At 44.7% G+C, this 23,209-nt stretch carries 28 protein-coding genes; 20 read left to right on the plus strand and 8 right to left on the minus strand.

The annotated features are described in order from the left end of the window. Positions 1-54 precede the first annotated feature (54 nt). The 6 genes from L0M13_RS01210 to L0M13_RS01235 all read left to right on the plus strand — a co-directional run bounded on the left by L0M13_RS01210 (position 55) and on the right by L0M13_RS01235 (position 4,279). The gene (locus tag L0M13_RS01210; protein WP_235197946.1) at positions 55-951 is read left to right on the plus strand and encodes a DMT family transporter; all 897 of its coding nucleotides are present in this window, start codon (positions 55-57) and stop codon (positions 949-951) included. A gap of 100 nt (positions 952-1,051) precedes the next feature. Beyond that, entirely contained in the window at positions 1,052-2,161 is a 1,110-nt protein-coding gene (hisC, locus tag L0M13_RS01215) for a histidinol-phosphate transaminase (RefSeq protein ID WP_235197947.1), read from the plus strand. Positions 2,162-2,293: 132 nt separating this feature from the next. Then, on the plus strand, positions 2,294-3,202 hold the full coding sequence (locus L0M13_RS01220) for an NAD(P)/FAD-dependent oxidoreductase (protein WP_235197948.1): 909 nt from the start codon (positions 2,294-2,296) through the stop codon (positions 3,200-3,202). Positions 3,203-3,324: 122 nt separating this feature from the next. After that, positions 3,325-3,624 (plus strand): hypothetical protein, encoded by a 300-nt coding sequence (locus tag L0M13_RS01225; RefSeq protein WP_235197949.1) that lies wholly within the window; start codon positions 3,325-3,327, stop codon positions 3,622-3,624. 113 nt (positions 3,625-3,737) lie between these two features. Further along, entirely contained in the window at positions 3,738-3,917 is a 180-nt protein-coding gene (locus L0M13_RS01230; RefSeq protein WP_235197950.1) for a hypothetical protein, read from the plus strand. Next, a complete protein-coding gene (locus L0M13_RS01235) occupies positions 3,914-4,279 on the plus strand; it encodes a nuclear transport factor 2 family protein (protein WP_235197951.1) in 366 nt (121 codons plus the stop codon). The genes L0M13_RS01230 and L0M13_RS01235 overlap by 4 nt, the downstream gene beginning before the upstream one ends. Before the next feature lie 42 nt (positions 4,280-4,321). Here the strand turns inward: L0M13_RS01235 and L0M13_RS01240 are convergent, their stop codons facing one another. Genes L0M13_RS01240 through L0M13_RS01250 form a run of 3 tightly spaced genes read right to left on the minus strand, consistent with a single transcriptional unit; the run spans position 4,322 to position 6,738 of the window. Then, positions 4,322-4,894 (minus strand): 5' nucleotidase, NT5C type, encoded by a 573-nt coding sequence (locus tag L0M13_RS01240; RefSeq protein ID WP_235197952.1) that lies wholly within the window; start codon positions 4,892-4,894, stop codon positions 4,322-4,324. 4 nt (positions 4,895-4,898) lie between these two features. Beyond that, positions 4,899-5,990, minus strand: a complete 1,092-nt coding sequence (gene ribD, locus L0M13_RS01245) for a bifunctional diaminohydroxyphosphoribosylaminopyrimidine deaminase/5-amino-6-(5-phosphoribosylamino)uracil reductase RibD (RefSeq protein ID WP_235197953.1) — start codon at positions 5,988-5,990, stop codon at positions 4,899-4,901. Continuing rightward, positions 5,977-6,738: a GTP cyclohydrolase II gene (locus L0M13_RS01250; protein ID WP_235197954.1), complete on the minus strand. Its 762-nt coding sequence runs from the start codon at positions 6,736-6,738 to the stop codon at positions 5,977-5,979. Before L0M13_RS01250 ends, ribD begins: the two co-directional genes overlap by 14 nt. A 277-nt stretch (positions 6,739-7,015) precedes the next feature. Between L0M13_RS01250 and L0M13_RS01255 the strand changes: the two genes are divergently transcribed. The 3 genes from L0M13_RS01255 to L0M13_RS01265 all read left to right on the plus strand — a co-directional run bounded on the left by L0M13_RS01255 (position 7,016) and on the right by L0M13_RS01265 (position 9,057). After that, positions 7,016-7,513: a ferritin gene (locus tag L0M13_RS01255; RefSeq protein WP_235197955.1), complete on the plus strand. Its 498-nt coding sequence runs from the start codon at positions 7,016-7,018 to the stop codon at positions 7,511-7,513. A 66-nt stretch (positions 7,514-7,579) separates the two neighbouring features. Continuing rightward, positions 7,580-8,311 (plus strand): ABC transporter ATP-binding protein, encoded by a 732-nt coding sequence (locus tag L0M13_RS01260; protein WP_235197956.1) that lies wholly within the window; start codon positions 7,580-7,582, stop codon positions 8,309-8,311. Then, positions 8,308-9,057: an ABC transporter permease gene (locus L0M13_RS01265; RefSeq protein ID WP_235197957.1), complete on the plus strand. Its 750-nt coding sequence runs from the start codon at positions 8,308-8,310 to the stop codon at positions 9,055-9,057. Before L0M13_RS01260 ends, L0M13_RS01265 begins: the two co-directional genes overlap by 4 nt. A gap of 53 nt (positions 9,058-9,110) precedes the next feature. Here L0M13_RS01265 and L0M13_RS01270 read toward each other — a convergent pair whose 3' ends face one another. The 3 genes from L0M13_RS01270 to L0M13_RS01280 all read right to left on the minus strand — a co-directional run bounded on the left by L0M13_RS01270 (position 9,111) and on the right by L0M13_RS01280 (position 11,095). Continuing rightward, a complete protein-coding gene (locus L0M13_RS01270; RefSeq protein ID WP_235197958.1) occupies positions 9,111-10,169 on the minus strand; it encodes a saccharopine dehydrogenase family protein in 1,059 nt (352 codons plus the stop codon). 91 nt (positions 10,170-10,260) lie between these two features. Next, positions 10,261-10,698, minus strand: coding sequence for an STAS domain-containing protein (locus L0M13_RS01275; RefSeq protein WP_235197959.1), 438 nt, complete (start codon positions 10,696-10,698; stop codon positions 10,261-10,263). A gap of 19 nt (positions 10,699-10,717) precedes the next feature. Beyond that, positions 10,718-11,095 carry a hypothetical protein gene (locus L0M13_RS01280; protein ID WP_235197960.1) on the minus strand — a complete coding sequence of 126 codons (378 nt, stop codon included), beginning with the start codon at positions 11,093-11,095 and terminating at the stop codon, positions 10,718-10,720. A gap of 194 nt (positions 11,096-11,289) precedes the next feature. On the opposite strand from L0M13_RS01280, the gene L0M13_RS01285 reads away from it, so the two are divergent. From L0M13_RS01285 to coaW, 6 genes are all read left to right on the plus strand, one after another. Beyond that, positions 11,290-11,430 carry a hypothetical protein gene (locus L0M13_RS01285; protein WP_235197961.1) on the plus strand — a complete coding sequence of 47 codons (141 nt, stop codon included), beginning with the start codon at positions 11,290-11,292 and terminating at the stop codon, positions 11,428-11,430. Positions 11,431-11,480: 50 nt separating this feature from the next. Then, positions 11,481-11,735, plus strand: coding sequence for an N-acetyltransferase (locus tag L0M13_RS01290; RefSeq protein ID WP_235197962.1), 255 nt, complete (start codon positions 11,481-11,483; stop codon positions 11,733-11,735). A gap of 29 nt (positions 11,736-11,764) precedes the next feature. Next, on the plus strand, positions 11,765-12,754 hold the full coding sequence (locus L0M13_RS01295) for a S8 family peptidase (protein ID WP_235197963.1): 990 nt from the start codon (positions 11,765-11,767) through the stop codon (positions 12,752-12,754). A gap of 176 nt (positions 12,755-12,930) precedes the next feature. Continuing rightward, positions 12,931-13,347 (plus strand): DUF485 domain-containing protein, encoded by a 417-nt coding sequence (locus L0M13_RS01300; RefSeq protein WP_235197964.1) that lies wholly within the window; start codon positions 12,931-12,933, stop codon positions 13,345-13,347. Continuing rightward, complete coding sequence (locus tag L0M13_RS01305) at positions 13,344-14,879, plus strand: solute symporter family protein (protein WP_235197965.1); 1,536 nt, start codon at positions 13,344-13,346, stop codon at positions 14,877-14,879. The genes L0M13_RS01300 and L0M13_RS01305 overlap by 4 nt, the downstream gene beginning before the upstream one ends. Positions 14,880-15,101: 222 nt before the next feature. Beyond that, entirely contained in the window at positions 15,102-15,905 is an 804-nt protein-coding gene (gene coaW, locus L0M13_RS01310) for a type II pantothenate kinase (RefSeq protein WP_235197966.1), read from the plus strand. A 129-nt stretch (positions 15,906-16,034) separates the two neighbouring features. Here the strand turns inward: coaW and L0M13_RS01315 are convergent, their stop codons facing one another. After that, positions 16,035-16,592, minus strand: coding sequence for a nitroreductase family protein (locus L0M13_RS01315; RefSeq protein WP_235199240.1), 558 nt, complete (start codon positions 16,590-16,592; stop codon positions 16,035-16,037). A 167-nt stretch (positions 16,593-16,759) separates the two neighbouring features. Between L0M13_RS01315 and L0M13_RS01320 the strand changes: the two genes are divergently transcribed. Next, positions 16,760-18,157: a protoporphyrinogen oxidase gene (locus tag L0M13_RS01320; RefSeq protein ID WP_235197967.1), complete on the plus strand. Its 1,398-nt coding sequence runs from the start codon at positions 16,760-16,762 to the stop codon at positions 18,155-18,157. Between the two features lie 158 nt (positions 18,158-18,315). Here the strand turns inward: L0M13_RS01320 and katA are convergent, their stop codons facing one another. Next, positions 18,316-19,782, minus strand: coding sequence for a catalase KatA (katA, locus tag L0M13_RS01325; RefSeq protein ID WP_235197968.1), 1,467 nt, complete (start codon positions 19,780-19,782; stop codon positions 18,316-18,318). Between the two features lie 529 nt (positions 19,783-20,311). Between katA and L0M13_RS01330 the strand changes: the two genes are divergently transcribed. The 4 genes from L0M13_RS01330 to L0M13_RS18285 are packed head-to-tail and all read left to right on the plus strand — an operon-like array spanning position 20,312 to position 23,179. Further along, positions 20,312-21,493, plus strand: coding sequence for an acetyl-CoA C-acetyltransferase (locus L0M13_RS01330; protein WP_235197969.1), 1,182 nt, complete (start codon positions 20,312-20,314; stop codon positions 21,491-21,493). Then, positions 21,486-22,388 carry an NAD(P)H-dependent flavin oxidoreductase gene (locus tag L0M13_RS01335; protein WP_235197970.1) on the plus strand — a complete coding sequence of 301 codons (903 nt, stop codon included), beginning with the start codon at positions 21,486-21,488 and terminating at the stop codon, positions 22,386-22,388. Before L0M13_RS01330 ends, L0M13_RS01335 begins: the two co-directional genes overlap by 8 nt. Further along, the gene (locus tag L0M13_RS18280; RefSeq protein ID WP_260107716.1) at positions 22,372-22,914 is read left to right on the plus strand and encodes an enoyl-CoA hydratase-related protein; all 543 of its coding nucleotides are present in this window, start codon (positions 22,372-22,374) and stop codon (positions 22,912-22,914) included. Before L0M13_RS01335 ends, L0M13_RS18280 begins: the two co-directional genes overlap by 17 nt. Continuing rightward, a complete protein-coding gene (locus tag L0M13_RS18285; protein ID WP_260107717.1) occupies positions 22,814-23,179 on the plus strand; it encodes an enoyl-CoA hydratase-related protein in 366 nt (121 codons plus the stop codon). Before L0M13_RS18280 ends, L0M13_RS18285 begins: the two co-directional genes overlap by 101 nt. Positions 23,180-23,209: the final 30 nt, after the last annotated feature.

Raw genomic sequence — 23,209 nt, forward strand, 5'->3', positions numbered from 1 at the left:
CATTATTCTGTACAATAAACTATTATAGACAATCTTACTATCGGGGGCTGTATGATGGCAAAATATTTGAATCGGGCAACTGGGCTTCTCGTTCTGCTGGTTTTTATCTGGGGAATCAGCTGGTCCATTTATAAGGCAGCTCTCGATTTTACGCCGCCGATCCTTTTTGCGGGGTCCCGTACGCTGATTGGCGGACTGTTGTTGGCGCTGGTCCTGCTGCCGGTTTGGAAGCGCATCAAGTGGCGGGAAAATTGGCCGGCCTACAGTATTTCGGCTTTATTGAATGCTGTTCTTTTCTACGGGCTGCAAACAGCTGGCCTCAATTATTTGCCAGGTGGATTGTTTTCGGTCCTTGTCTATTTTCAACCGGTGTTAATTGGCATCTTTGCCTGGCTCTGGCTGGGCGAGAAAATGACGGTTTTTAAAATAACCGGACTGTTTTTAGGTTTCCTTGGCATTTTGGTTATCAGTGCAGATAGTTTATCCGGAACTTTATCGGTGACTGGAATTGTCTTAGGGCTGCTTGCTGCGCTTAGTTGGGCATTAGGTGTCATTTATGTAAAAAAAATCAGTTTACGCATTGATTCGATGTGGATGGTCGCTTTGCAATTCATCATCGGCGGAATCATTTTAATCACGGCTGGAAGCTTCATAGAAAACTGGACGGAGATTACATGGAATGCCACTTACCTTTTTGGCCTTGGATTCGGTTCCACATTCGGCATCCCGGTCGCCTTCGTTATTTATTTTCATTTGATGAATAATGGAGAAGCAAGCAAAGTGGCGGCGTTCACTTTTTTAGTCCCGTTGATTGCGGTTTTGACCGGGACTGTCTTTATGCATGAACCGGTAACCGCAACTTTAGTCATCGGCTTACTATTGATTGTTTTAAGCATCTATTTGGTGAATCGCCAAAAACCGCCGATTAAACGGCTGATTTCTTCGGATTAAGAAGAATCGAATAGCCAAGCAGCGTTGAATTGTATGTCTTAAATGGTATGATTATAAATACATTGAAATAAAAATACATACTACTGTTGGAGGAATCAATATGACAAACCCCATTACAATTAAAGCACGCAAAACTTTAGAAACGATTCAGCCTTATTCTCCAGGGAAACCGATCTGGGAAGTCCAAAAAGAATTGGGATTGGATCGCGTCATAAAATTAGCTTCAAATGAAAATCCGCTCGGTCCTTCTCCGAAAGCTGTAGAAGCCATCCAAACGGGCTTAGCTGAATTGAACCGCTATCCGGATGCGGACGCGACCGTTTTGAAGCAAGCCATTGCGGACCGCTATGAAGTCACTCCTTCCCAAGTCATCACGACGAATGGCGCGGACGAATTGATCACGTTAATTTCGGAAGCGTTCCTTGAACAAGGGGATGAAATTATTGTGCCATCGCCTTCATTCAGTGAATACGATTTCGGCGCACATATTATGGGAGCAGATGTCGTACCGGTGCCATTTGCTGCCGGTTTCGAATACGATGTGGACGCATTGATCGCCGCGGTAACAGAAAAAACGAAAATCATCTATATTTGTTCGCCAAATAACCCGACAGGCACGTACATGCAAAAAGCGGACATCGAAAAATTGCTGAATGCTGTCAAAGATGTACTGGTCGTCATCGATGCTGCATACAGCCATTTTGCTGAGGCAGCAGATTATACGGACGGCATCGAGTATATCAATGCGGGGTATCCTGTTGTCGCACTTCAGACATTTTCGAAAATCTATGGCATTGCAGGGGTACGGGTCGGATTCGGCATTGCACCGGAATCGATTGTGCAATCCATTCTAAAAGTGAAAGAGCCATTCAACGTCAACACGCTTGCCCAAATAGCAGCTACGGCAGCCATTTCAGACAAGAAACATGTTGAAGCTTCTCAAACGGCCAATAAAGCAGGGCGTGAGCAGCTTTACAAAGCTTTTGATGAATTAGGTTTGGCGTATACATCAAGTATGGCGAACTTTATTTTGGTGAATGTAGGGCCAAACGGAGAAGCGCTTTATAAGGAATTGATGGCTAAAGGTGTTATTGTACGATACGGAAAAACGTGGGGCTTGCCGGAGTATATCCGCGTTTCGGTCGGAACTAAAGAAGAAAATGAATTCTTCATTGAAGTTTTGACAGGTTTATTGGCTAAACAAGTGTGAAAAATTGCCGCTTCCAATCAGGAGGCGGCTTTTACATTGGCTGAAATTCGAAAAACAGGGCTTTTCCTCCGTTTATCCTGCTAGTTAAGCGGGAAACTCTATGATTAAACTGATTTATAAAGGATGGATGGCATGATATACGATTGCGCAATTATTGGAGGCGGGCCAGCTGGATTGAACGCCGCTTTGGTTCTTGGAAGATCCCGCAGAAACACCCTATTGTTCGATGACGACCACGGCCGGAATTTAGTCACTCGCGAATCACACGGGTTTATTACACGCGATGGCATCTGCCCTGAAGAATTTAAGAAACTGGGGCGCCAAGATATTGCCAAATACGATTCGGTAAAATTGAAAAACAGCCGTGTGAAAGAAATAAAGCGTGTGACGGAAACCCATTATGAATTGATGACGGAGCAAGGCGAGACTTTCCATAGCATCAAGATTATCCTGGCTACCGGGTTGAAAGAACAGCTTCCGAATATTCCGGACATAGAGAAATTCTATGGAACGAGCCTTTTCAGCTGTCCGTATTGCGATGGATGGGAATTGAAGGACCAGCCGCTCGCAGTCATTGCAGATAAGAGTGTTTTTGAATTGGCGAAAAAAGTATATACCTGGAGCAAAGATTTGGTCGTCTTTACCAATGGGGAAGGCCGGCTTGATTTGGAAGAAAAGGAAAAGCTGATTGCCAAAGGCATTAAAGTCAGGGAAGAAATTATCGATGGCCTGGAAGGCGAAAATGGACAATTACGCAGCGTCAGACTTGAAGACGGAACCTTGATTGACCGTACAGGAGGGTTTGTCACACCGCTTTGGAGCCATCCGACAAGTTTCGCGAAAGAATTAGGCTGCAACCAAAATGAATACGGCGGTATTTTAACGGACGGCTATGGGCGCACAAATGTCTGGAATGTCTATGCTGCTGGAGATGCGTCGCTTATCGTCCCTTCTCAACTCGTAATTGCAGCAGGCGAAGGAAGTGCTGCAGCCATCGGCGTCAATGGGGATTTGACCAATGAGTATTTTGACAGCGAATGAAGAATAAGTAATTTTTCAAAGCGGACAGCTACTGGCTTGTCTGCTTTTTTAAACGAATCTTTTGCGTATACCTGGCTTTATGGGTTAAACTTTCCATACAGAATGCTAGGAGGCGAGCCGAAATGGATCAATCGAATGTTTTATCAACCATTACGTATATCGACACCGAACGGTCCATTGAAGCCGGTGAAATGAAGATTACGCAATCGGAATACAGCATCCATCTTTTTGAAGACCATCTCATCGCTTCCACGACAAAATTCAGCTTGGACAATGTCTGGGATATTTCCTATAAATCGTTTTCGGAAGAAGCCAATCTCCTTTATCTGCACACGCATAGGGGAGTGGTCACTTATAAAGTCTTTGAAAATCCGATGAAGTTTGTCCGGACTTTCAAGAAAATAAAAAATGAAAATTACTGAGAAGCAGCGGCGAAGCGGCTTCTTTTTTTGTTGCCAAAACCTAAATAAAACAGCATTTGCCGCTGATGGAAAGCGGGCTTTATGCTAAAATTTAGAAAAAAGGGGGTGGGCGAGTGAAAGGCGATTATTTCGTAGGTTGGGGGACATTAGCGTTGATCAATGCCGGGATTGCCCAAGGGAAGAACAGGAGCGGATTGAATTGGTTTCTATTATCGCTGATTGCCGGGCCGGCAGCGACGCTTGCCTTAGTGATTTTTGAAAAATTGCCTGATGAAGGGAGCCATGCCAGATGAAATCAGTGATTGAAATTGCCGATCAATGGACGGATTGTGTAAATGCCAAAGATATTGATGGTGTGCTAAGCCTATCAGCGACAAATGTCGAAATCAGCGGTCCGAGAGGCACAGCTGCAGGGCAAGACATGCTTGCGCAATGGGTGGAAAACTCCGGAATTCAATTGGAGACGCTCGCCCGATACCTGAAAGGCAGCAAAATGATCTATGAACAAAAAGCTTCTTGGGAAAATGAGAACGGAGAAGTCATCCTTTATTCATTTTTCTTAGTAAAAGAGGGCAAAGTCACGCAAATAGCACGTTTTGATTTATTGGAAGATGCGTTTGGTTCGAGTGGGCTGAGCGAAGAAGACTTGGTTTAATGGATAAAGAAAAAAGCTGGCCATGGAAGATGGCCAGCTTTTTTAGTTGGTTTTGCTTTTTACAAGTTGATGGAACTCGGACCAGTCAGTTAAGCGGACTCCTTCGACATGCCGATTGTACGATTGGTCTCGGATAATGACGTTCAAAGAATCGCCGGACAAAGTGTCGATCACTGCAGGTTTGTCATCAAAATAATAGTCCAGTTCGAGATTTTTGATGATTTCAAACTTCTCATGGTCTTTCATGCCGCAATAAAACTGGCTGTCTTTTACAGGGAAGCCCTGGCTCTTCATCCAGTTTTTCGTTTCCTCACCATGTGCGGCGCCGCGAGCTGTAATATAGAAAATTTCATGGCCTTCCTTATCGAGCTGCTGCAGAATTTCCACGGCGCCTGGATAAACGGGGCATTCCGCATAATATAGTTCAGCGAGCGAACTATTCCACATATTGCTTCCTTCTTCGTCCGTCAAATCGAATAATTCATGAATTTCTACTCGGTTGAGCTGGTCGAACAATTCACGGGCAACTTCGCGCCCTAGCTTTTGTTGATAAAGCTGGAACGCATAGCCCCGCAAATCGATTAAGGTATCATCAATATCGAATCCAAATTTCATTTTTTTATCTCCTAACTGGATAAGCTGTAAATTTAAAGTCTTTGCCGACTTTCGTAAATTCGCCTTCTTCGAGGTCGATGGCATCTTTCATCAAATCAAAACCAGTTCCTTCTAAAAACGTCGGTGCATTTTTGCCGCCGATCAATTTCGGAGCGAAGTAGAGCACTGCTTTGTCAATAAACCCATTTTCTAAGAACGAGGCGTTGACTGTTCCGCCGCCTTCGATGAATAAAGAAGAAACCGACTGCTCGCCGAGCGTGCGCAAAACATCCGGAAGGTCGACCCGGGTTTCTCCGCTAGTCTCGAAAATGCGTATGCCGCGTTCTTCCAATACCGCTTTTTTGTTTCCATCCACTTGCTTTGCCGTGAAAATCCAAGTCTCTGCTAAAGAGTCTGTCACGAGCTTCGCATCCAGCGGAATGCGCAGGCTGGAATCCAAGACAATGCGCAAAGGGTTGCGGCCATTAGGGATGCGTGCAGTCAATTCGGGATCATCTTCGATGACAGTTCCGACTCCTACAAGAATCGCTTGGTTTTCGCTTCGCAATTTATGTACATCGTAGCGTGCTTCTTCGGAAGTGATCCATTTGCTGTCGAGGGCATGGGTCGCAATTTTGCCATCTAAAGTAGAAGCGGCTTTCAACGTAACGAAAGGGCGCTGTTTAACAATGAATTTATTGAAGACTTCATTCATTTTGCGGGATTCTTCCTCGCGTATGCCAACGATTACTTCAATGCCGGCATCTTCCAGCATCTTCACGCCATTTCCGGAAACGACAGGGTTTGGGTCTAATGTGGCCACCACAGCTTTTTTCAATCCAGCTTTGATGATCGCTTCAGCGCAAGGACCTGTCCGGCCGTGGTGGGAACAGGGTTCCAAGGTGACATAAATGGTTCCTCCTCTTGCAGCATCGCCCGCCATCCGCAGTGCATGGATCTCTGCGTGCGGTTCCCCGGCTTTAAGATGGGCACCTACGCCGACAATCCGGCTTTCATTGACGATGACCGAACCTACCAAGGGATTCGGAAAGGTCTGTCCTTTCATAGACTGGGCATTATTCAAGGCTAAATCCATATAAAACTCATGGTTTGGCATGAACAGGGCCCTCCTCGTCTTGTAAGTGGCCGGAACGATTGATTTTTGTCTGCAGGTATTTGGAATTGTATTCCGATTTATCGCCCCAAAGTGCTGTGCGTCCAGCGAGCGGCAGCCCAGCATTTTCAAGCGCATGAATTTTTTTCGGGTTATTGGTCAGCAAAGTGACCGGTTTTGTCCGAAGGGTTTTTAAGACGGCAATCGCGTCTTCGTAGTTCCGCGAATCATCGACAAATCCCAAGCTTTCATTGGCTTCGACCGTGTCGTAGCCGTTTTCCTGCAGGACATAAGCCATCGCTTTGCTGAAAAGTCCGATGCCGCGGCCTTCGTGGTTCGCCAAATAGAACAAAGCGCCAGAACCGTGTTCTGTGATTTGCTTCATGGATTGTTTCAATTGGAAGCCGCAGTCGCAGCGTTTGCTGCCGAAGATGTCTCCGGTATGGCAAATCGAATGCATGCGAATCAAAGCGTCTTCGCTGTTTTCAAAATCTCCATATACCAGTACACTTGATTGCTGGTATTCGGCCAGGTTCGACGAAGAAAGTTTCTCGATGATGCTTTCGATATCATCTGTTGTTTCATCGTGTTTCAACCAGCAATACCATTGGAAAATGACGGTTTCATCATATAAGTTAACCGGCAGGCGGATCGGGCCTACAAGATAAATCGCACCTTCATCGGATTCAACCATTTTTATCTTATCTTTTAATACTGAAAAAACTTCAGGTTCTAATTTTGTAGAAGTCATTTTGCTTCCCCCTCTTGAATAGCTTAATCAAACTTGTACCGTTATCATACAACAATCGGTTACTAAAAGTAAGTTAAAAGCTTCGAAATCGAATAGAATATATTAATAATATTTTTAAATAATAATTATTATCGTTTAGAAAGTTTAATATCTTTATTTAAATGATTATTATTCTCAATTATATTATTCTATTCTCATTTATTTTGCAATGATTTAAAGGATGTGTTATATTATCTACATTAGAATGATTCTAAATAAGAAACAGGAGGATGATTACATGTTACCGTCAAAATTAGTATTAGCATTAAATGATCAATTCAATAACGAGTTGCAGGCATCCCATTCCTATACAGCCATGGCCGCTTATTTCTCGAAAAAAGGGTATCATGGATTTGCTAACTTCTATTTAGTGCAGGCCAAAGAAGAGCATTATCACGCGATGAAATTTTACGAGTATTTGGTGACGATGGATGAAAAGCCAATGCTGCAATCCTTGAGCGAACCAAAAAACCATTATGAAAGTGCACTGGATGTTTTGGAAAGTTCATTAGTCCAGGAAAAAGAAGTGACGAGCAATATTTACGCACTCGTTACACTGGCTGATGAATTGCAGGAACATGCGACTCTTTCTTTCCTTGACTGGTTCATTGAAGAGCAGATGGAAGAAGAAAAAACATTTCGGGATATGATTACCCGGATGAAACATATTGAAGAAGGCGGAGAATACTTCCTTAAGATGGATGACGAATTCGCCGAACGCAAATTAGAAGAGTAAAGCGATTTTAAAACAGCACACTGCTGACTGTGTGCTGTTTTATTTTTTGAGAAAAGGAGTGAGACTATGGCGATCGACTATAAACCGGCGATTCATTTTAAGCATGTGGATTATTCCATTGGAGACCTGAACATCTTAAAAGACATCACCGGTTCTTTTCCAGCCGGAAAAATCACCACTTTAGTGGGACCGTCTGGAGCAGGGAAAACGACCTTGCTTAAATTATGCAATGGCTTATTGTCACCAAAATCCGGTGAAATCTATATTAACGGCGTATCGATCCAGCAATATGAACCGGTGGAACTTCGCCGGACTGTCGGCATTGCTTTGCAAAGTGCGCCGATGATTGATGGATCTGTCTATGACAATTTAAATTTGCCGCTGGCATTGAAAAATGAAAAATTGGAGGAAAGCCGGGCTCTTAGCTTATTGGAAGATGTCGGTTTAGAAAAAGAACTTTTAAAGAGGAACGTCAAAGATTTATCAGGAGGGCAGCGGCAGAAAGTGTCGATTGCCAGGACTTTGGTGAATCGCCCTCAAATTTTATTGCTGGACGAAATCACTTCATCTTTAGACCGGACTTCACTGAAAGAAATCGAAGAATTGGTTGTAAAGATCAATCGAAAATACAAAGCAGCAATCATTTGGATTACCCATAATTTGCAGCAAGCTTTGGAAATCGGTGATTTTACCTGGGTCATGATGAACGGGGAAGTTGTCGAAACCGGGGAAAGCGAATTATTGGAAGACCCGCACAATGAAAAAGTCAAAGTCTTTGTGAAGGGGGAAGTTAAATGACTTATTTGACCTTATCGATTACCCTTATTTTCGTTGTCATTCCCTTGATCCTATCGAAGACCTTGAATCTTGGATTAGAAAAAGACACCATTATTGCAACGATCCGTTCGATTGTTCAATTGCTGGCAGTCGGATTTATCCTGAAATTCGTCTTTGATTCGGAGAGCTTGCTTTATATTTTCCTGATGGTGACGTTGATGATTGTAGCGGCCACGCATAATGCACAGAAGAAAGGGGCTGCGATTAAAGGGATTACCTGGAAAATAGCGGTAACGCTCGTATTTGTGGAAATCCTCACCCAAAGCATTCTTTTAGGATTCAATATCACGCCGCCAACTGCCCAATACATCATTTCCATCAGCGGGATGGTGATCGGGAACTCCATGGTGCTTTCCATCCTATTCTTGAATCGCTTCACTTCGGAAGTGGAATCGCATCAAGATCAAACGGAACTGATCCTATCGCTTGGAGGCACCCCGAAACAAGCGATTCACAGACAATTGATCCAATCGATCAAAGCCAGTATGATCCCGACCATCGAGAGCCAGAAAACCGTCGGGCTTGTGCAATTGCCTGGTATGATGAGCGGTCAAATCATTGCCGGTGCGGACCCGATTCAAGCCGTGCAATTCCAATTGCTGATCATGTTCCTATTGCTAACGACTGCAGCCGTCACGAGCGTTTTGCTGGGATTCCTATCTTATCCGACTTTGTTCAACCAACGGATGCAATTACTGAAGAATTGAAAAAGGGGTTGTCCTAAAAGTAATTTGGGACAACCCCTTTTTCTATTAATTAATTAAGGGTAAAAGGTATCGACTTCGAAATTTCCTGAGCCTGGCAGTTCTTCGACAAGGCTTGAGCCGAATAGCATGGATGGCGTGTAGCTGCCTCCCGTAAATCGTTCAGCCAGCACTCGAGTGACACATTCCAATGCGCCGTAAATCGTTAAGTCGTATACATTGGCTGTCTGAAGGCGAGCGACTTTTCTTAAGCCTGCTACATTCCGGGCTTCTCCCCATATAAAAGCAGGAGAGTTGGAGCGAAGTTCTTCGTCCGGTCCGGATATGCGCTGATCCACCCAATTATTCAATGTCTTTTGAACCGCGGCGGATGATAAAACAGGGTGCAGGCCGCCGATAAAGCGAGCGCCGATTGCTGCTGGGAGGGGGACGGGCGTCCAAGCAGAAATGTTTTGAATGCCGGTTGTGTAGTAAGCGGTTGAAACGTCTCCCCAAGGGATGCCCATGGAAGAACGCGGCCCTCTCCCGTAATCGATGACGCGGCGCTGGCTTCCAAGAGGCACAGGCATTAGCTCCCCGTCTTGTCGGATCATGCTGCCGGAACCCAATCCTTCGATCATCGTTTTATAAGTGCCTCTCGAAATTCCGGAGTCCGAATCAAAGCCAAGAGACAACGAAACGGCATCGGGCATTAATTCTTTTAATTTAAAAGCTGTGCAGTCAGTTGGAATAATATCGAAACCGACACCGGAACAAATAATGATGCCTTTTTGTTTCGCTTGTTCTTTTAAGGCATGGGCTTGTTCAAAGACATCGATTTCACCGGTGATATCCAAATAATGCGCCCCTGCAGAAAGGCAGGCCTTCATCATGGGTTGGCTAGTTTTGCTGAAAGGGCCGGCACAATGGAGGACCAGCGAAACATCGGCCAAATGGTCCGCCGCATGTGCATCCAAAGAAAAAGCACGCATGTCGAGGTCTAATTCATCTGCGAGCGGCTGAAGTTTCTGCGCATTTCGGCCAGCCAAAATCGGTGACAGCCCTCGCTTAACTGCTTCGCGTGCAATCAATTCACCTGTAAAGCCATAAGCTCCGTATAAAAGCCATTTCTCCATTTCTGTCCAACTCCTTTATGGTTTGAAACTTACAACCATTCTGACGGCAACCTGTTGGAAAATCCAGTGAACCCTCTCTCGACGCATTTTGTTATTTTCCGGCCTTTGATTTATTCATATCTTCTAGAGCTTGTCTGACAGTTGCATAACTTCGGATGGTCGAAAGGTTGACGCCTTCATGGATCATCGCCTGTGCAATTTGGGGGCGGATGCCCGTAGAAGCAATAGCGATACCGAGCAGCTTCAGCATACTTGAGATTTTGAGCAACTGGTCAGCCACTTGGTTGTCGATCATGAGGATGCCAGAGAAATCGACAATTAATGTATCAATATTCAAAGAAGGAATTTTCGGTACGATATGTTCCATCAGGTACTGAGCACGTTCCCGGTCAATCAAACCGATCAATGGAAGAACGCCAATACCTTCTTGAATGGATACGATCGGAGCAGAAAGTTCATTGATTTGGCGGCGGTTGGCGGTGAGTTTCTCCTCAGTCAACCGTTCGAATGCAAAGATGGCTTCATTCAAACTGATATCCAATAAATAATTAAAACCGTTTGATTAAATTTATCATTTCGAGTGCTGGCAATCGATAAGCCATAGACACAGCTGTTAAATGGTCAATGAAAATAGAGCGGGTTGATGGATAGCGGACAATCACCGTTGAAATTGGCTGGCCAAGAGCTGCCTGAAGCTCGCCATTTTTTTTGCTCCATTTTACTAATTCGGTATGTACATGTTCTTCTGCGTTCAATAATGAAGCGCCAAGGAATTCCAGAAACTCGGTATAGACGATTTTAGCTTGGTCAATTTCCTGTTGGGAAACAGAGTGGGGGAAAGTAGGCACTATGTCATCAACGATTGTGTTAGATAAAGATTGCGCATTTTCAGTCAAATGCTTGGCCACATTTAAAATTGATTCCATACAGTTCACACTCCAATAATAGATTCGATTGTCCTAGTACCATTATATACATTTAAAAGGAAAATTTTAAAAATGAACTAATATTTCCTTTTATAGCCACATATTATTCGTTTGACAATTAAGAACATTCGTTCTATTATACGTACTAAATCTAAGCAGCAAACCATTCGATTAAATCGTTAAAGGAGGACAAGATGACAGTCATTTACAAAAGCATAGATGGTAAATTAAATGACCCGGTTTTATTGGAAGGAATTCTTCGTTTGCATCAATCCATTTTCGGTGAATCAGCCTTTTTGGAGGAGCAGATGAAGGAAAAAAGAAGCTGCGGATAGAAATCGCTCTCCAGGAAAATGAGATACTCGGCTACAAGATGGGGTATGAATTGAAGGAGGGGACTTTCTATAGTTGGCTTGGGGGAGTGGATAGCAGATGGAGAGGAAAAGGCATTGCTTCTGAATTGATGGACCGGCAGCATCACTACGCCCGAACCAATTCCTATAAAACAATCGAGACCCGGACAAAAAACAAATGGAGAAACATGCTTTTGCTGAATATCATAAATGCCTTTGACATTGTAGGGATTTACGCAACTGCCGATAGGGATGCTAAGATCATCTTGGAAAAAAAGTTATTTTAATCAATTCAATTCATTAGGAGGAGAAATTGATGGAAAAAATTCATCTCATACCATACCGAATTGAAGAAATTACTTCAGCGGCACCGCAAATACCTGAAGGGGTTCGGATGATACAGGCACCGGCTATTTGGGAAATGGCAGCACACGGGAAAGGAAATGTCATTGCTATTTTGGATACAGGCTGCCAGGCAGATCACCCGGATTTAATCGAGCGGATCATTGCTGGCAGAAACTTTACAAGCGATTTTGATGGAGATTCTGAAAATTTTGATGACAATAATGGACACGGCACACATGTAGCGGGAACTGCCGCTGCTTCATTGCGGGAAGGCGGAGGCATTGCAGGTGTTGCACCGGGTGCCGATTTGCTGATTATTAAAGTGTTGAATGGAAGCGGCAGTGGAGAGTATGCCGGTATTATTGCCGGCATCCACTATGCAATCGATTGGAGAGGGCCAAACGGCGAACAGACAAGTGTGATTTCGATGTCTCTCGGCGGTCCGGAAGATATTCCTGAATTGTATGAAGCGGTAAAACGGGCAGTTGATGCAGGGATTCCAGTGGTTTGTGCTGCCGGAAATGAAGGGGACGACAGCCCTCAAACAGACGAATTCGCTTATCCAGGCGCTTATGGCGAAGTCATTCAAATAGGGGCGGTAGATTTCAGCCGCAAAATTGCGCCGTTTAGCAACACCAATAACGAAATTGATTTGGTGGCGCCGGGCATGAACATCTATTCGTCTTATCCAGGCGGCAAATATGCAAGCTTGTCAGGAACTTCAATGGCGACGCCTCACGTGTCTGGAGCCTTGGCACTGATCAGGAATATTGCTGAAAAAGAATTCCAGCGGGATTTGACGGAAGCGGAACTCTACGCTCAATTGGTCAGAAGAACAGTGCCTCTTGGCTACCCGAAAACAGCGGAAGGAAACGGTTTGCTTGCCCTCGATATCCTGCAGAAATACGAGCGGTTATTAGAGCTTTTCAATTCCTCCACGGAGAAAACTGATCCAGAATAATTAATTGCAAAGAATAAGAACCTCAGAAGAGTCAGCTGACTGCTTCTGAGGTTTTTTTGCATAAAATTCCATCCGCTATTACCACATTTTGTATGATTTTTATTGACGTGAGACTTTATGGATGTTTTAATTATTTTTAGATTCAGAAAAATTAAAATTTTAAAGGGGTGTTATATTTGTCAAAGCCGATTGCAGAAACCAATGCAGAACTTGCTCGTTCAAAGGGAAGCAGCAAAGTAAAAGATGGCAATACCGTTTCTGATTCAAGAGCAGCAGGACATGTCCCGGACTTTTTAGCAATAGAATCTTCAGCAGGATTCAAAGAGTTAATGAAGAAGAAAAAAGCTTTTCTAGTACCAACAACCATCCTTTTTTTAGGACTTTATCTATTATTTAATTTTATTATTTCGTACTCGAATATTCTCGAAGCTACTTTTATCGGTGATATTTCCTGGGTTTGGGTATTCGCTTTCAGCTTATTCGCTATGACGTGGATTCTTGTAACCGTATACATGAAGCGGGCAGAGAAGTTTGATAAGATGGCTCAAGATACATTAAAAGAGTTTAATTATGACAAGGAGGAAAATCGATGAATGCTACAGTAATTATTATTTTCTTAGTCATCGTTGCGATGACCCTTGTCATTACATATTACGCTGCAAAACGGACCAATTCGACAAGTGATTTTTACACGGCAGGCGGAGGGTTGACCGGTTGGCAAAACGGAATGGCCATTGCAGGGGATTATTTATCAGCAGCATCATTCTTAGGGATAGCGGGCTCCATCGCATTATTCGGATTTGATGGATTCCTATTCTCAATCGGCTATTTGGTAGCTTATCTCGTGGTACTGTTCATTGTCGCAGAACCTCTCCGGAATTTAGGGAAGTATACATTAGCTGATATGATCAATGCCCGCTTTAATGCGAAAAAAGTTCGAGGAGCTGCAGCACTGAGCTCTATAACAATCGTCGTCTTCTATATGATTGCCCAATTGGTAGGGGCCGGAGCATTGATTCAATTGCTTTTCGGCATTGATTATTTATGGGCTGTGCTTTTGGTGGGTGTCATGATGACCATTTACGTTCTTTTTGGCGGTATGACAGCGACAAGCTGGGTTCAAATCATTAAAGCTGTTCTTTTGATGGTTGGTACTGTCATTCTTTCTTTCCTGGTGCTGCAGCGCTTCGATTTCAGCATCCTGGAAATGTTTGCCCAAGTGAAAACTGCTACACCACATGGTGAAGCATTCTTAAATCCAGGTGTGAAATACACGATTCCGTTGGATACGATTTCCCTTATGCTGGCACTTGTTCTTGGAACAGCCGGATTGCCGCACATCTTAATGCGTTTCTTTACAGTTCGTGATGCGAAAACGGCAAGAAGCTCGGTAATGTGGGCAACTTGGATCGTCGGCATCTTCTATGTAATGACAATTTTCCTTGGGTTCGGGGCTGCTGCATTCGTAGGTTCCGAAAAGATTATCAGCACCAATGCTGCCGGAAATATGGCAGCACCGCTCCTTGCTCAGGCGCTTGGTGGAGACATCTTGATGTCCTTCATTTCCGCGGTGGCATTTGCGACAATCTTAGCCGTAGTGGCAGGTCTTGTACTAACGGGTGCTTCTGCTTTTGCCCATGATATTTATGGCCAAATCATCAAAAAAGGGAAGGCTTCCGAAAGAGAACAGATGCTGGCTGCACGCTATGCCTCTGTCGGCGTATCTGTATTCTCCATCCTTTTGGCGATTTTCGCCCAAAACTTGAACGTTGCGTTCTTGGTATCATTGGCGTTCTGTATCGCCGCGAGTGCAAACTTACCGGTTATCATCTACACAATTTTCTGGAAGAAGTTCAACACGACAGGAGCCATTTCTGCTATTTTGACCGGTTTGATCTCAGCGTTAGTTCTAGTTTCAATCAGTCCAAGCGTGATGAATCCGGAAGCTGGTGCAGCGATCATCACAGGAACGCCGATTTTCCCGCTGACTAACCCGGCCATCGTTTCTATCCCGCTCGGCTTTATCGGCGGACTGGTGGGAACATTGCTTTCGAAGGAAAGCGATATCAAGAAATATGCTGAAGTTAAAGTCCGTGCCAATACAGGCGGATTCAGACAGTTATAAGATAAGAAGTCCGTTAGGCGAGCCGCCCTCTCTTTCTATGAGAAGGCGGCTTTTTTGCGGAGAAAAATGATGGAAGGGGAGAAGTTATCCTTCTTTCCCTGCTGGTTGTTATTGCGCATGACTTTCCTCTGGTGGAAAACTGCACCAAATCTTAAAAGATTATGGTAGAATTTCATCGTATGCAATTAATGACAGCTGGTATTCAGAAAGAGCAGGTGCGAAATGATTATCGGAATAGACGCGGGAGGTACGCTGATTAAAATCGTGTACTCCGAGAATGATCAACTGCAATTCAAGAAATCGCCGATAGCAGATATAGAAGAAGTGGCAGCTTGGGTGAACAGCCTAGGCGATTGTGAAATTTGCCTGACTGGCGGAAAATCAGGCGTGCTGCGTTCACTTTTGACGAAAGAAGCAAAGGAAATCGTTGAATTCGAAGCCACTCGTCGCGGTGTCCAATTTCTGTTGGGCAGAATGGGGCGCAGTGAAACGACGTATCTTGTCACAAATGTAGGGACAGGGACTTCCATTCATTGCATTCAAAACGATAGCGAAGAACGCTTAGGGGGAACAGGAGTTGGCGGCGGCACTTTACTCGGCTTGAGCCATTTATTGACAGGGGTCACTGACTACGAAGAAATCGTCAGACTTGCAAGCAACGGTTCCCGTGAGCGGATCGATTTAAAAGTAAAACATATATATGAAGGAAAAGAACCGCCGATTTCCGGTGAATTGACAGCCAGCAACTTCGGAAACAATCTTTTTTCCATCTCGGATGAATTGACGAAAGAAGAATTACTGGCTACAGTGATCGGGCTTGTCGGCGAAACCGTCAGTACGGTCAGCGTACAAGCGGCCCGTCAATGCGACAGTTCGTTGGTCATCTATATTGGATCTTCATTCATCCACAATCCCTTATTAAAAGAAGTGGTAAAAAGCTATACGATTCTTCGCGGCTCTACACCGTTATTTTTGGAAAACGGTGAGTTTTCAGGAGCAGTCGGAGCGATGACCAGTTTGGAATAAAAGAAGAAATTTCGACTTTGGGGAGAGTTGGGAGTATTTCAGGGAAAGTCGGGAGTATTTCAACAAAACTTGGGAGTAAAATAAAAAACTCGTCTCAGACGCCGGATTCCGGCCGAAGAGACGAGTTTTTTATTCGGAAATAATGGTTAGTTTTTCACGGATATCAGTGCGTTCGCGTTTTTCAGGAACATGCTGCGGATAGCCGATCATCATCGTAGCGACGATTTTCTCTCCTGGCTGAACACCAATGGAATGGCGGAAAATCGGATTGTAAATCCAGTCATTTGAGCGCCAAATCATTCCAATGCCGCGCGCCCAGGCTGCTAATTGGAAGTTTTGCAATAAGGAAGAAATAGCGCCGTAATCTTCATCCCAGCGTCTTTGGCGAGGATCTTCCGGCATGATCACTACCAGATGCAACGGAATTTCGCGAAAGTACTTCGCTTTATTCAAAACTTTTTGCGGTGTGACCCCATCTTCTTTTGGCATAGCATCGATGAAAGCTTGGACGAATTTTTCTTTGCCTTCGCCAGCGTAAAGCTGGAAGCGCCACGGTTCGTTCACTGTATGGTTCGGAGCCCATTTGGCAACGTTTAACAACTCGATGATTTCCTCTATATCGATTGGGTCGGATTTGAATTTTTTAATGGTGCGCCGTTCTATGATATTCTGGTCAATAGCATTCATCATCTTCATTCTCCTCTTCATGTGGTAAAGTCCCTTTCTTTATCAAACCAAAACTTTTGATGAAACGCAATCTAAAAAGAAAATCAAAGCGTAGTAAAACTGTCAAACTCTCTTCTGCCGAAAAGGATATTTATTGATAAAATGGAGTCACAAGGAGTGGATGAACCATGAAAACGGCTGCAATCATCGGTGGAGGCATTACCGGGCTCTCCGCTATGCATTATTTGCAAAAGGTAAAACAGCAGCAAAACCTGGATTTGAATCTTGTATTGATTGAAAAAGATGAGTTGCTTGGCGGGAAAATCAAAACGGCCAAGGATGAGGAATTCATCATGGAAACTGGAGCGGATTCAATCGTAGCACGCCATGCAAGCGTCATGCCGCTTATTGAAGACTTGGGCCTGCAAGAACGCGTCGTCTATAATGGAACCGGCATTTCTTATTTGTATGCAAATAATCAATTGCATGCCATTCCAGCAGATTCTGTATTTGGGATTCCGATGAACAAAGAAGCGTTATTCAGTTCTACGCTTGTTTCAGAGGAAGGGAAGCGAGAAGCCCTTAAGGATTTTGAAACAGTCAATGAAACTTTTACGAAAAACAGTTCCATTGGTGAATTTTTGGAAGCTTTTCTTGGAAAAGAACTGGTCGAAAACCAGATCGCACCGGTTTTATCCGGCGTTTACTCCGGGAATCTATACGAATTGACATTGGCGACGACTTTGCCGTATTTAGTCGATTACAAGAATAAGTATGGCAGCATCATCAAAGGATTCGAAGCGAATGCTGCCCATTTCAAAGGAACGGCGAATAAGAAATTCATCTCGTTTGACGAAGGGATGTCTGTATTGACCGACCGTTTAGAAGAAACGCTTGAAGATGCAGCAATCGTGAAAGGTGTTCAGACGGAGAAAGTGGAAAAAACACAAGCCGGCTATGAAATCAAAACCAGCAATGGCGAAACGATAAACGCTGATTATGTTGTGCTTGCAACGCCTCACCGGGCAGCCCAAAAAATGTTGAACCTTCCGGAATTAGACGAGGAGTTTGATCAACTTCTAACTTCTTCACTCGTTAGTATTTATCTTGGATTTGATTTGCCTGATGCGGATCTTCCGGCGGACGGCACCGGATTTATCGTCTCCCAGAAAAGTGATCTTCTGTGCAATGCTTGCACATGGACGAGCCGGAAATGGGCGCATACTTCACGAAAAGACAATTTACTTGTTCGCCTGTTTTATAAAAGTTCGAACCCTTCCTATGCCCAGTTGAAGGACTTAACAGAAACAGAATTGACTGAAGTGGCTTTGTCGGATATTCAGAAAAGTTTAGGGATTGATGCAAAGCCTGTGTCAGTCGAAGTGACTGGCTGGAAGAACTTAATGCCGAATTACACGATGCAGCATAAAACAGCTGTCTCTGCTTTAGAAGATAAAATGGCGAAACTTGTGCCGAATGTAAAGCTTGCTGGTGCTTCTTTTTATGGTGTCGGCATTGGCGCGTGCATTCAGAATGGCAAAGATTTAGCCGAAGAAATTGCAGAAAGTATACTAGGGGAAAAATAAGGAAAGCAGGAGAGCAGCCGATCAGGCAGCTTTCCTGTTTTTTGATTTACGAGCGACTTTCGAACGGATACGAGCGACTCTCCGAGAAATACGAGCAAGTTGCAAAAAGTCCAAAAAAAAGCAGCCACCCTTTAAAAAGGATGGCCGTAAAATAGGTTTTAGTTTGTTTCAGTAAGACCTGGAACTGGAAGTCCAAGACCTTCTGCAACACGTGTTCCAAATTCAGGATCCGCTTTGTACAAGTGGCCGATTTGGCGAAGTTTGATATCTTCTTTGTCGACTGCGCTCAAGCCGCCAACGAAAGTAGCAACAAGGCGTTCTTGCTCTTCCGGAGTTTGCAGGCGGTATAAGTCGCCCGGCTGTGTGTAATGGTCTTCCTGGAAGTAAGGAACAGAATCAGTCATGCCGTTAACTTCAAGCGGAGCTGGTTTCGCAGCTGCTGTTTCAGTTGGTCCGCCGTAGCTGTTTGGCTCGTAATAAACTGAACCGCCGCCGTTGTTGCCAAAGTTCATTTGGCCGTCGCGCTGGTAGTTGTTTACTTGGTTTTTCGCAGCATTGATCGGAAGCATTTGATGGTTAGCGCCTACGCGGTAACGGTGTGCATCGTGGTATGCGAACAAACGGCCTTGCAGCATTTTGTCCGGTGATACGTCAATACCAGGAACCAATGTGCCAGGTGAGAATGTTGCTTGCTCAACTTCAGCAAAATAGTTTTCCGGGTTGCGGTTAAGCACCATGCGTCCAACTTCGATTAACGGGTAGTCTTTATGGGACCAAGTTTTCGTTACATCGAATGGGTCGAAGCGGTACGTGTTCGCATCTTCCAATGGCATGATTTGAACGTACATTTTCCAAGCTGGGAAGTCGCCTTCTTCGATTGCGTTGAACAGATCTTCTGTGTGGAAGTCTGGGTTTTCACCGGCAATTTTATCTGCTACTTCTTGTGTGATGTTTTTGATGCCTTGTTCAGTCAGGAAGTGGTATTTCACCCAGTGGGATACGCCTTCAGCGTTTGTCCATTTGAATGTATGGCTTCCGAAACCGTGCATATGGCGAAGTGTTGCAGGGATCCCGCGGTCACCCATCAAGTAAGTTACTTGGTGCAACGATTCTGGAGATAACGACCAGAAGTCCCACACAGCGTTAGGGTTTTTCAAGTGTGTGCGTGGATCGCGTTTTTGTGTATGGATGAAGTCAGGGAATTTGATCGCATCTTGGATAAAGAAGATCGGCGTGTTGTTTCCGACTAGATCGTAGTTTCCTTCTTCTGTATAGAATTTCAAAGCGAAGCCGCGTGGGTCGCGAACGGTATCAGCAGATCCAAGTTCTCCAGCTACTGTAGAGAAACGTGCGAACATATCTGTACGTTTGCCGACTTCAGAAAGAAAAGCAGCTTTCGTATATTTTGTAACATCTTGAGTTACTTCAAAGTATCCGTGAGCGCCGGCGCCTTTAGCATGAACTACACGCTCAGGTACACGTTCACGGTTAAAATGCGCTAATTTTTCAAGAAGATGAACATCTTGAAGCAATACTGGTCCGCGTTGGCCAGCTGTCTGTGAGTTCTGGTTGTCGCCAACTGGAGCTCCCCAGCTAGTCGTTAGAGTTCTTTTATCTGTACTCATGTTTCGAACACCTCATTCTCATTATTATGTAAAACACTACAAAACCAATAATAACATTTTTTAAATTAAAATCAAACCTTAATAATAATGATTATAAATAAAATAGAATTAACACTATTTCAATTGAACGGAATTGAAAAAATCTCACCAGTTTCTCAATTACAAATACGCATTAGACGAATCCATATACTTATTTGAACAATCGTTTGAAAATTAAACGAAAAGGTAAAAATCCGTTGCATTTCAAAATGAAAGAAGATAAGATTTATTTTAAGGTAAGAATTTTCTGACAATATAACTGGTTTATAGTGTTGAAGCCCCGATTAATTGCATTAAAATGAAAGCCCTTACAAAGAGCCTTTTTTAATAAGGGAAAACCTGTTTGTTCAAAAGAAGAAATGAACCACTAGTGAGTTGCCTAATTAGAGAAAGAAAAAGTGCAGTTAGAGGCAGAGTTTATGGAAGAATCGGGTGGAACAGGAACAAAATCATTTTGTAAAAACAGGAAATTCGAAAGGGGAATAATGAAATGGAGAATGTGTATTTAGTGGATGGAGCGAGAACGGCATTTACAGCATTTGGCGGATCTTTTGCCAATGTGGAAGCAACGGAACTTGGAACAGCAACTGCGATTGAAGCGTTAAAACGTTCGAACGTCAAAGCGGAAGATATCGACCATGTCATTTATGGAAACGTCATTCATTCCAGTTTGAACGCGGCCTATTTAGCAAGGCATATTGGGTTGAAAGCAGGAGTGCCGAAAGAAGTGCCGGCTCTTACATTAAACCGCCTTTGCGGTTCGGGGGCGCAGGCTGTTGTTTCAGCGGCGCAGCATATTTTGCTTGGAGAAGCGGATCTAGTGCTAGCGGGCGGTGCAGAAAATATGTCGATGTCGCCTTACTCGAATTTCAAGCAGCGTTTCAATGGATCTAAGATGGGCAATATGCAATTCGAAGATATGTTGACCGCCACGTTGACCGATCAATACACCGGCAATGGCATGGGAATGACAGCAGAGAAACTGGCTGAGCAGTATTCGATTTCACGCGAAGAGCAAGATGCGTATGCCGTAGAGTCGAACCGGAAAGCCGCCGAAGCCTCCACGAATGGCGTATTTGGCGAAGAGATTATCGGTGTTGAAGTAAAAACAAGAAAAGGCACCGCGCTCATTGATAAAGATGAACATATCAAACCGGACGCCAACGTCGAAAAACTCTCGACACTGCGCCCTTCATTTAAAAAAGATGGTACAGTGACAGCCGGAAATGCATCCGGCATCAATGACGGCGCGGCGTCAGTCGTAGTAGCTGGCCAAGCGGCCGTCGACAAGCACGGTTTGAAACCGATTGCCCGAATCGTTTCTTGGGGAGTTGCAGGAGTCGATCCGACGGTTATGGGAATCGGACCGGTGCCAGCGATTAAACAAGCCTTATCACGTGCAAATTTGTCGTTGGAAGATATTGACCTCATTGAAGTGAACGAAGCATTCGCTGCGCAGTATCTAGCTGTAGAAAAAGAATTAGGGCTCGACCGTGCTAAAGTGAACGTCCACGGCGGTGCTATTGCACTTGGGCACCCGGTAGGAGCTAGCGGCACCCGGGTCTTGCTCTCAGCAGCATATGAACTGAAGCGCCGCGGAGGCAAATATGCGGTCGCGAGCCTATGCATTGGTGGCGGTCAAGGGATTGCGGTGGTGATTGAACGTGCTTAAATTGCCCGTTATCGTCTCTCCGATGTTTCTCGTCTCTACGCCTAAAATGGTCATCGAATCCAGCAATGCAGGTGTCATCGGGTCATTTCCTTTATTGAATGCCCGGCCGATTGAGCAATGCGCCGCTTGGCTGGAAGAAGTAAAGACTGCACTCGGTGATAAGCCGTGGGCTGTCAATTTCATCTGCCATAGGGGTTCGAATAAACGCTATGAGGAAGATTTGGAAATGATCCGGCGCTATGAGCCGCCCATCGTCATTACGTCGCTCGGTTCGCCATCTGATGTGATTGAAATCGTCCACGCTTATGGGGGACTAATCTATTCGGATGTCGCGAATGTCCGGCATGCGAAAAAAGCGGCAGCAAGCGGAGTCGATGGCTTGGTTCTAGTGAGTGCAGGGGCTGGCGGCCACGGGGGAACGTTAAATCCTTTTGCTTTCATTGCTGCAGTAAAAGCCTTTTATAAAGGGACCATTATCTTATCCGGATCTCTTTCGACCGGGGCGGATGTCGCGGCTGCTAAAATGATGGGGGCTGACTATGCGTACATGGGCACCCGCTTTTTAGCAGCCGAAGAAAGCAATGCCCCGGAAGATTACAAGCAGATGGTCATTGACTCTTCGATTGAAGATATCCTGTATACCGATTCGTTTAGCGGGGTGCCTGTGAATGTGCTCATCCCGAGCTTGATCAAACAAGGAATCGATCCGAAAACCTTGAAGCCGAAAGAGGAGATTGATCTGTCGCATTTAGTCAATGCAAAAGCGTGGCGTGATATCTGGTCTGCTGGCCACGGCGTAACTACCATTACGAAACGGGAGACGACTAAAGAGATTGTTGAAACCTTGATTGCCGAGTATGAGGAAGGAGTGGCTAAACTTGTACGAAACGATTAAAACGGAACTGAAGGAAGGCATTTTAACGCTCACGTTAAACCGTCCGGATCAAATGAACGCATATACGGAAAAAATGAATGAAGAGCTTCTGGATTTTTATAAAAATGTAAACAGTGATGACGCAGTCCGTGTCATTGTGGTGACCGGAAGCGGCCGGGCATTTTGTGCAGGCATGGATTTATCCGAAGGAGGCTCGACATTTTCTTCCGAGCAGCCTGCTGAAGATTACCGGGATCTGGGCGGACAGGTGAGCTTGCAGGTCTATGAAGTGAACAAGCCGATCATCGCTGCCATCAACGGACCAGCTGTCGGCATCGGGATGACGATGACTTTGCCGATGGATATCCGGATTGTGAAAAAAGATGCGAAAATCGGCTTTGTGTTCGGACGGCGGGATCGGCCCGGAAGCCAGTTCAGGTTGGTTCTTGCCGCGGCTTGTCGGCATCGGGAAAGCGTTGGAATGGACGTTGACTGGCCGGTACATCCCGACCGGCGAAGCCGTCAGCAGCGGACTGGTTCAATATGAATCAGATGAGCCGCTTGCAAAAGCTTATGAAATTGCACGCGAGATTGTCGAGAACACTGCTGCCACTTCGAATAGTTTTACACGGCAGCTTCTCTGGAAGATGCTGGGGCAAGACCATCCGGAAGCTTCCCATTTAATTGAATCGAAATTTCTGCACTGGGCGGGGCAAAATGCAGATGCCAACGAAGGCATCCAGTCGTTCGTTGAAAAACGTCCAGCTGAGTTTCCAATGAAATCAAGCCAGTTGCCCGAGTTTTTTAAATGAAGAAAAGGAGTGGCCCCGAATTAGCTTGGG

It is taken from the genome of Planococcus sp. 107-1 (assembly GCF_021513255.1).
Taxonomy (GTDB): Bacteria; Bacillota; Bacilli; order Bacillales_A; family Planococcaceae; genus Planococcus.

Excerpts from the sequence above, each read along its gene's own strand:
- L0M13_RS01270 (WP_235197958.1), bottom strand. The coding sequence starts at position 10,169 with ATGGAGAAATGGCTTTTATACGGAGCTTATGGCTTTACAGGTGAATTG.
- L0M13_RS01330 (WP_235197969.1), top strand. The coding sequence starts at position 20,312 with ATGGAGAATGTGTATTTAGTGGATGGAGCGAGAACGGCATTTACAGCA.
- hisC (WP_235197947.1), top strand. The coding sequence starts at position 1,052 with ATGACAAACCCCATTACAATTAAAGCACGCAAAACTTTAGAAACGATT.
- L0M13_RS01315 (WP_235199240.1), bottom strand. The coding sequence starts at position 16,592 with ATGAATGCTATTGACCAGAATATCATAGAACGGCGCACCATTAAAAAA.
- L0M13_RS01295 (WP_235197963.1), top strand. The coding sequence starts at position 11,765 with ATGGAAAAAATTCATCTCATACCATACCGAATTGAAGAAATTACTTCA.
- L0M13_RS01240 (WP_235197952.1), bottom strand. The coding sequence starts at position 4,894 with ATGAAATTTGGATTCGATATTGATGATACCTTAATCGATTTGCGGGGC.
- L0M13_RS01305 (WP_235197965.1), top strand. The coding sequence starts at position 13,344 with ATGAATGCTACAGTAATTATTATTTTCTTAGTCATCGTTGCGATGACC.
- L0M13_RS01255 (WP_235197955.1), top strand. The coding sequence starts at position 7,016 with ATGTTACCGTCAAAATTAGTATTAGCATTAAATGATCAATTCAATAAC.
- L0M13_RS01320 (WP_235197967.1), top strand. The coding sequence starts at position 16,760 with ATGAAAACGGCTGCAATCATCGGTGGAGGCATTACCGGGCTCTCCGCT.
- L0M13_RS01225 (WP_235197949.1), top strand. The coding sequence starts at position 3,325 with ATGGATCAATCGAATGTTTTATCAACCATTACGTATATCGACACCGAA.
- katA (WP_235197968.1), bottom strand. The coding sequence starts at position 19,782 with ATGAGTACAGATAAAAGAACTCTAACGACTAGCTGGGGAGCTCCAGTT.
- coaW (WP_235197966.1), top strand. The coding sequence starts at position 15,102 with ATGATTATCGGAATAGACGCGGGAGGTACGCTGATTAAAATCGTGTAC.
- ribD (WP_235197953.1), bottom strand. The coding sequence starts at position 5,990 with ATGCCAAACCATGAGTTTTATATGGATTTAGCCTTGAATAATGCCCAG.
- L0M13_RS01210 (WP_235197946.1), top strand. The coding sequence starts at position 55 with ATGGCAAAATATTTGAATCGGGCAACTGGGCTTCTCGTTCTGCTGGTT.
- L0M13_RS01265 (WP_235197957.1), top strand. The coding sequence starts at position 8,308 with ATGACTTATTTGACCTTATCGATTACCCTTATTTTCGTTGTCATTCCC.
- L0M13_RS01235 (WP_235197951.1), top strand. The coding sequence starts at position 3,914 with ATGAAATCAGTGATTGAAATTGCCGATCAATGGACGGATTGTGTAAAT.
- L0M13_RS01280 (WP_235197960.1), bottom strand. The coding sequence starts at position 11,095 with ATGGAATCAATTTTAAATGTGGCCAAGCATTTGACTGAAAATGCGCAA.
- L0M13_RS01260 (WP_235197956.1), top strand. The coding sequence starts at position 7,580 with ATGGCGATCGACTATAAACCGGCGATTCATTTTAAGCATGTGGATTAT.
- L0M13_RS01220 (WP_235197948.1), top strand. The coding sequence starts at position 2,294 with ATGATATACGATTGCGCAATTATTGGAGGCGGGCCAGCTGGATTGAAC.
- L0M13_RS01285 (WP_235197961.1), top strand. The coding sequence starts at position 11,290 with ATGACAGTCATTTACAAAAGCATAGATGGTAAATTAAATGACCCGGTT.
- L0M13_RS01250 (WP_235197954.1), bottom strand. The coding sequence starts at position 6,738 with ATGACTTCTACAAAATTAGAACCTGAAGTTTTTTCAGTATTAAAAGAT.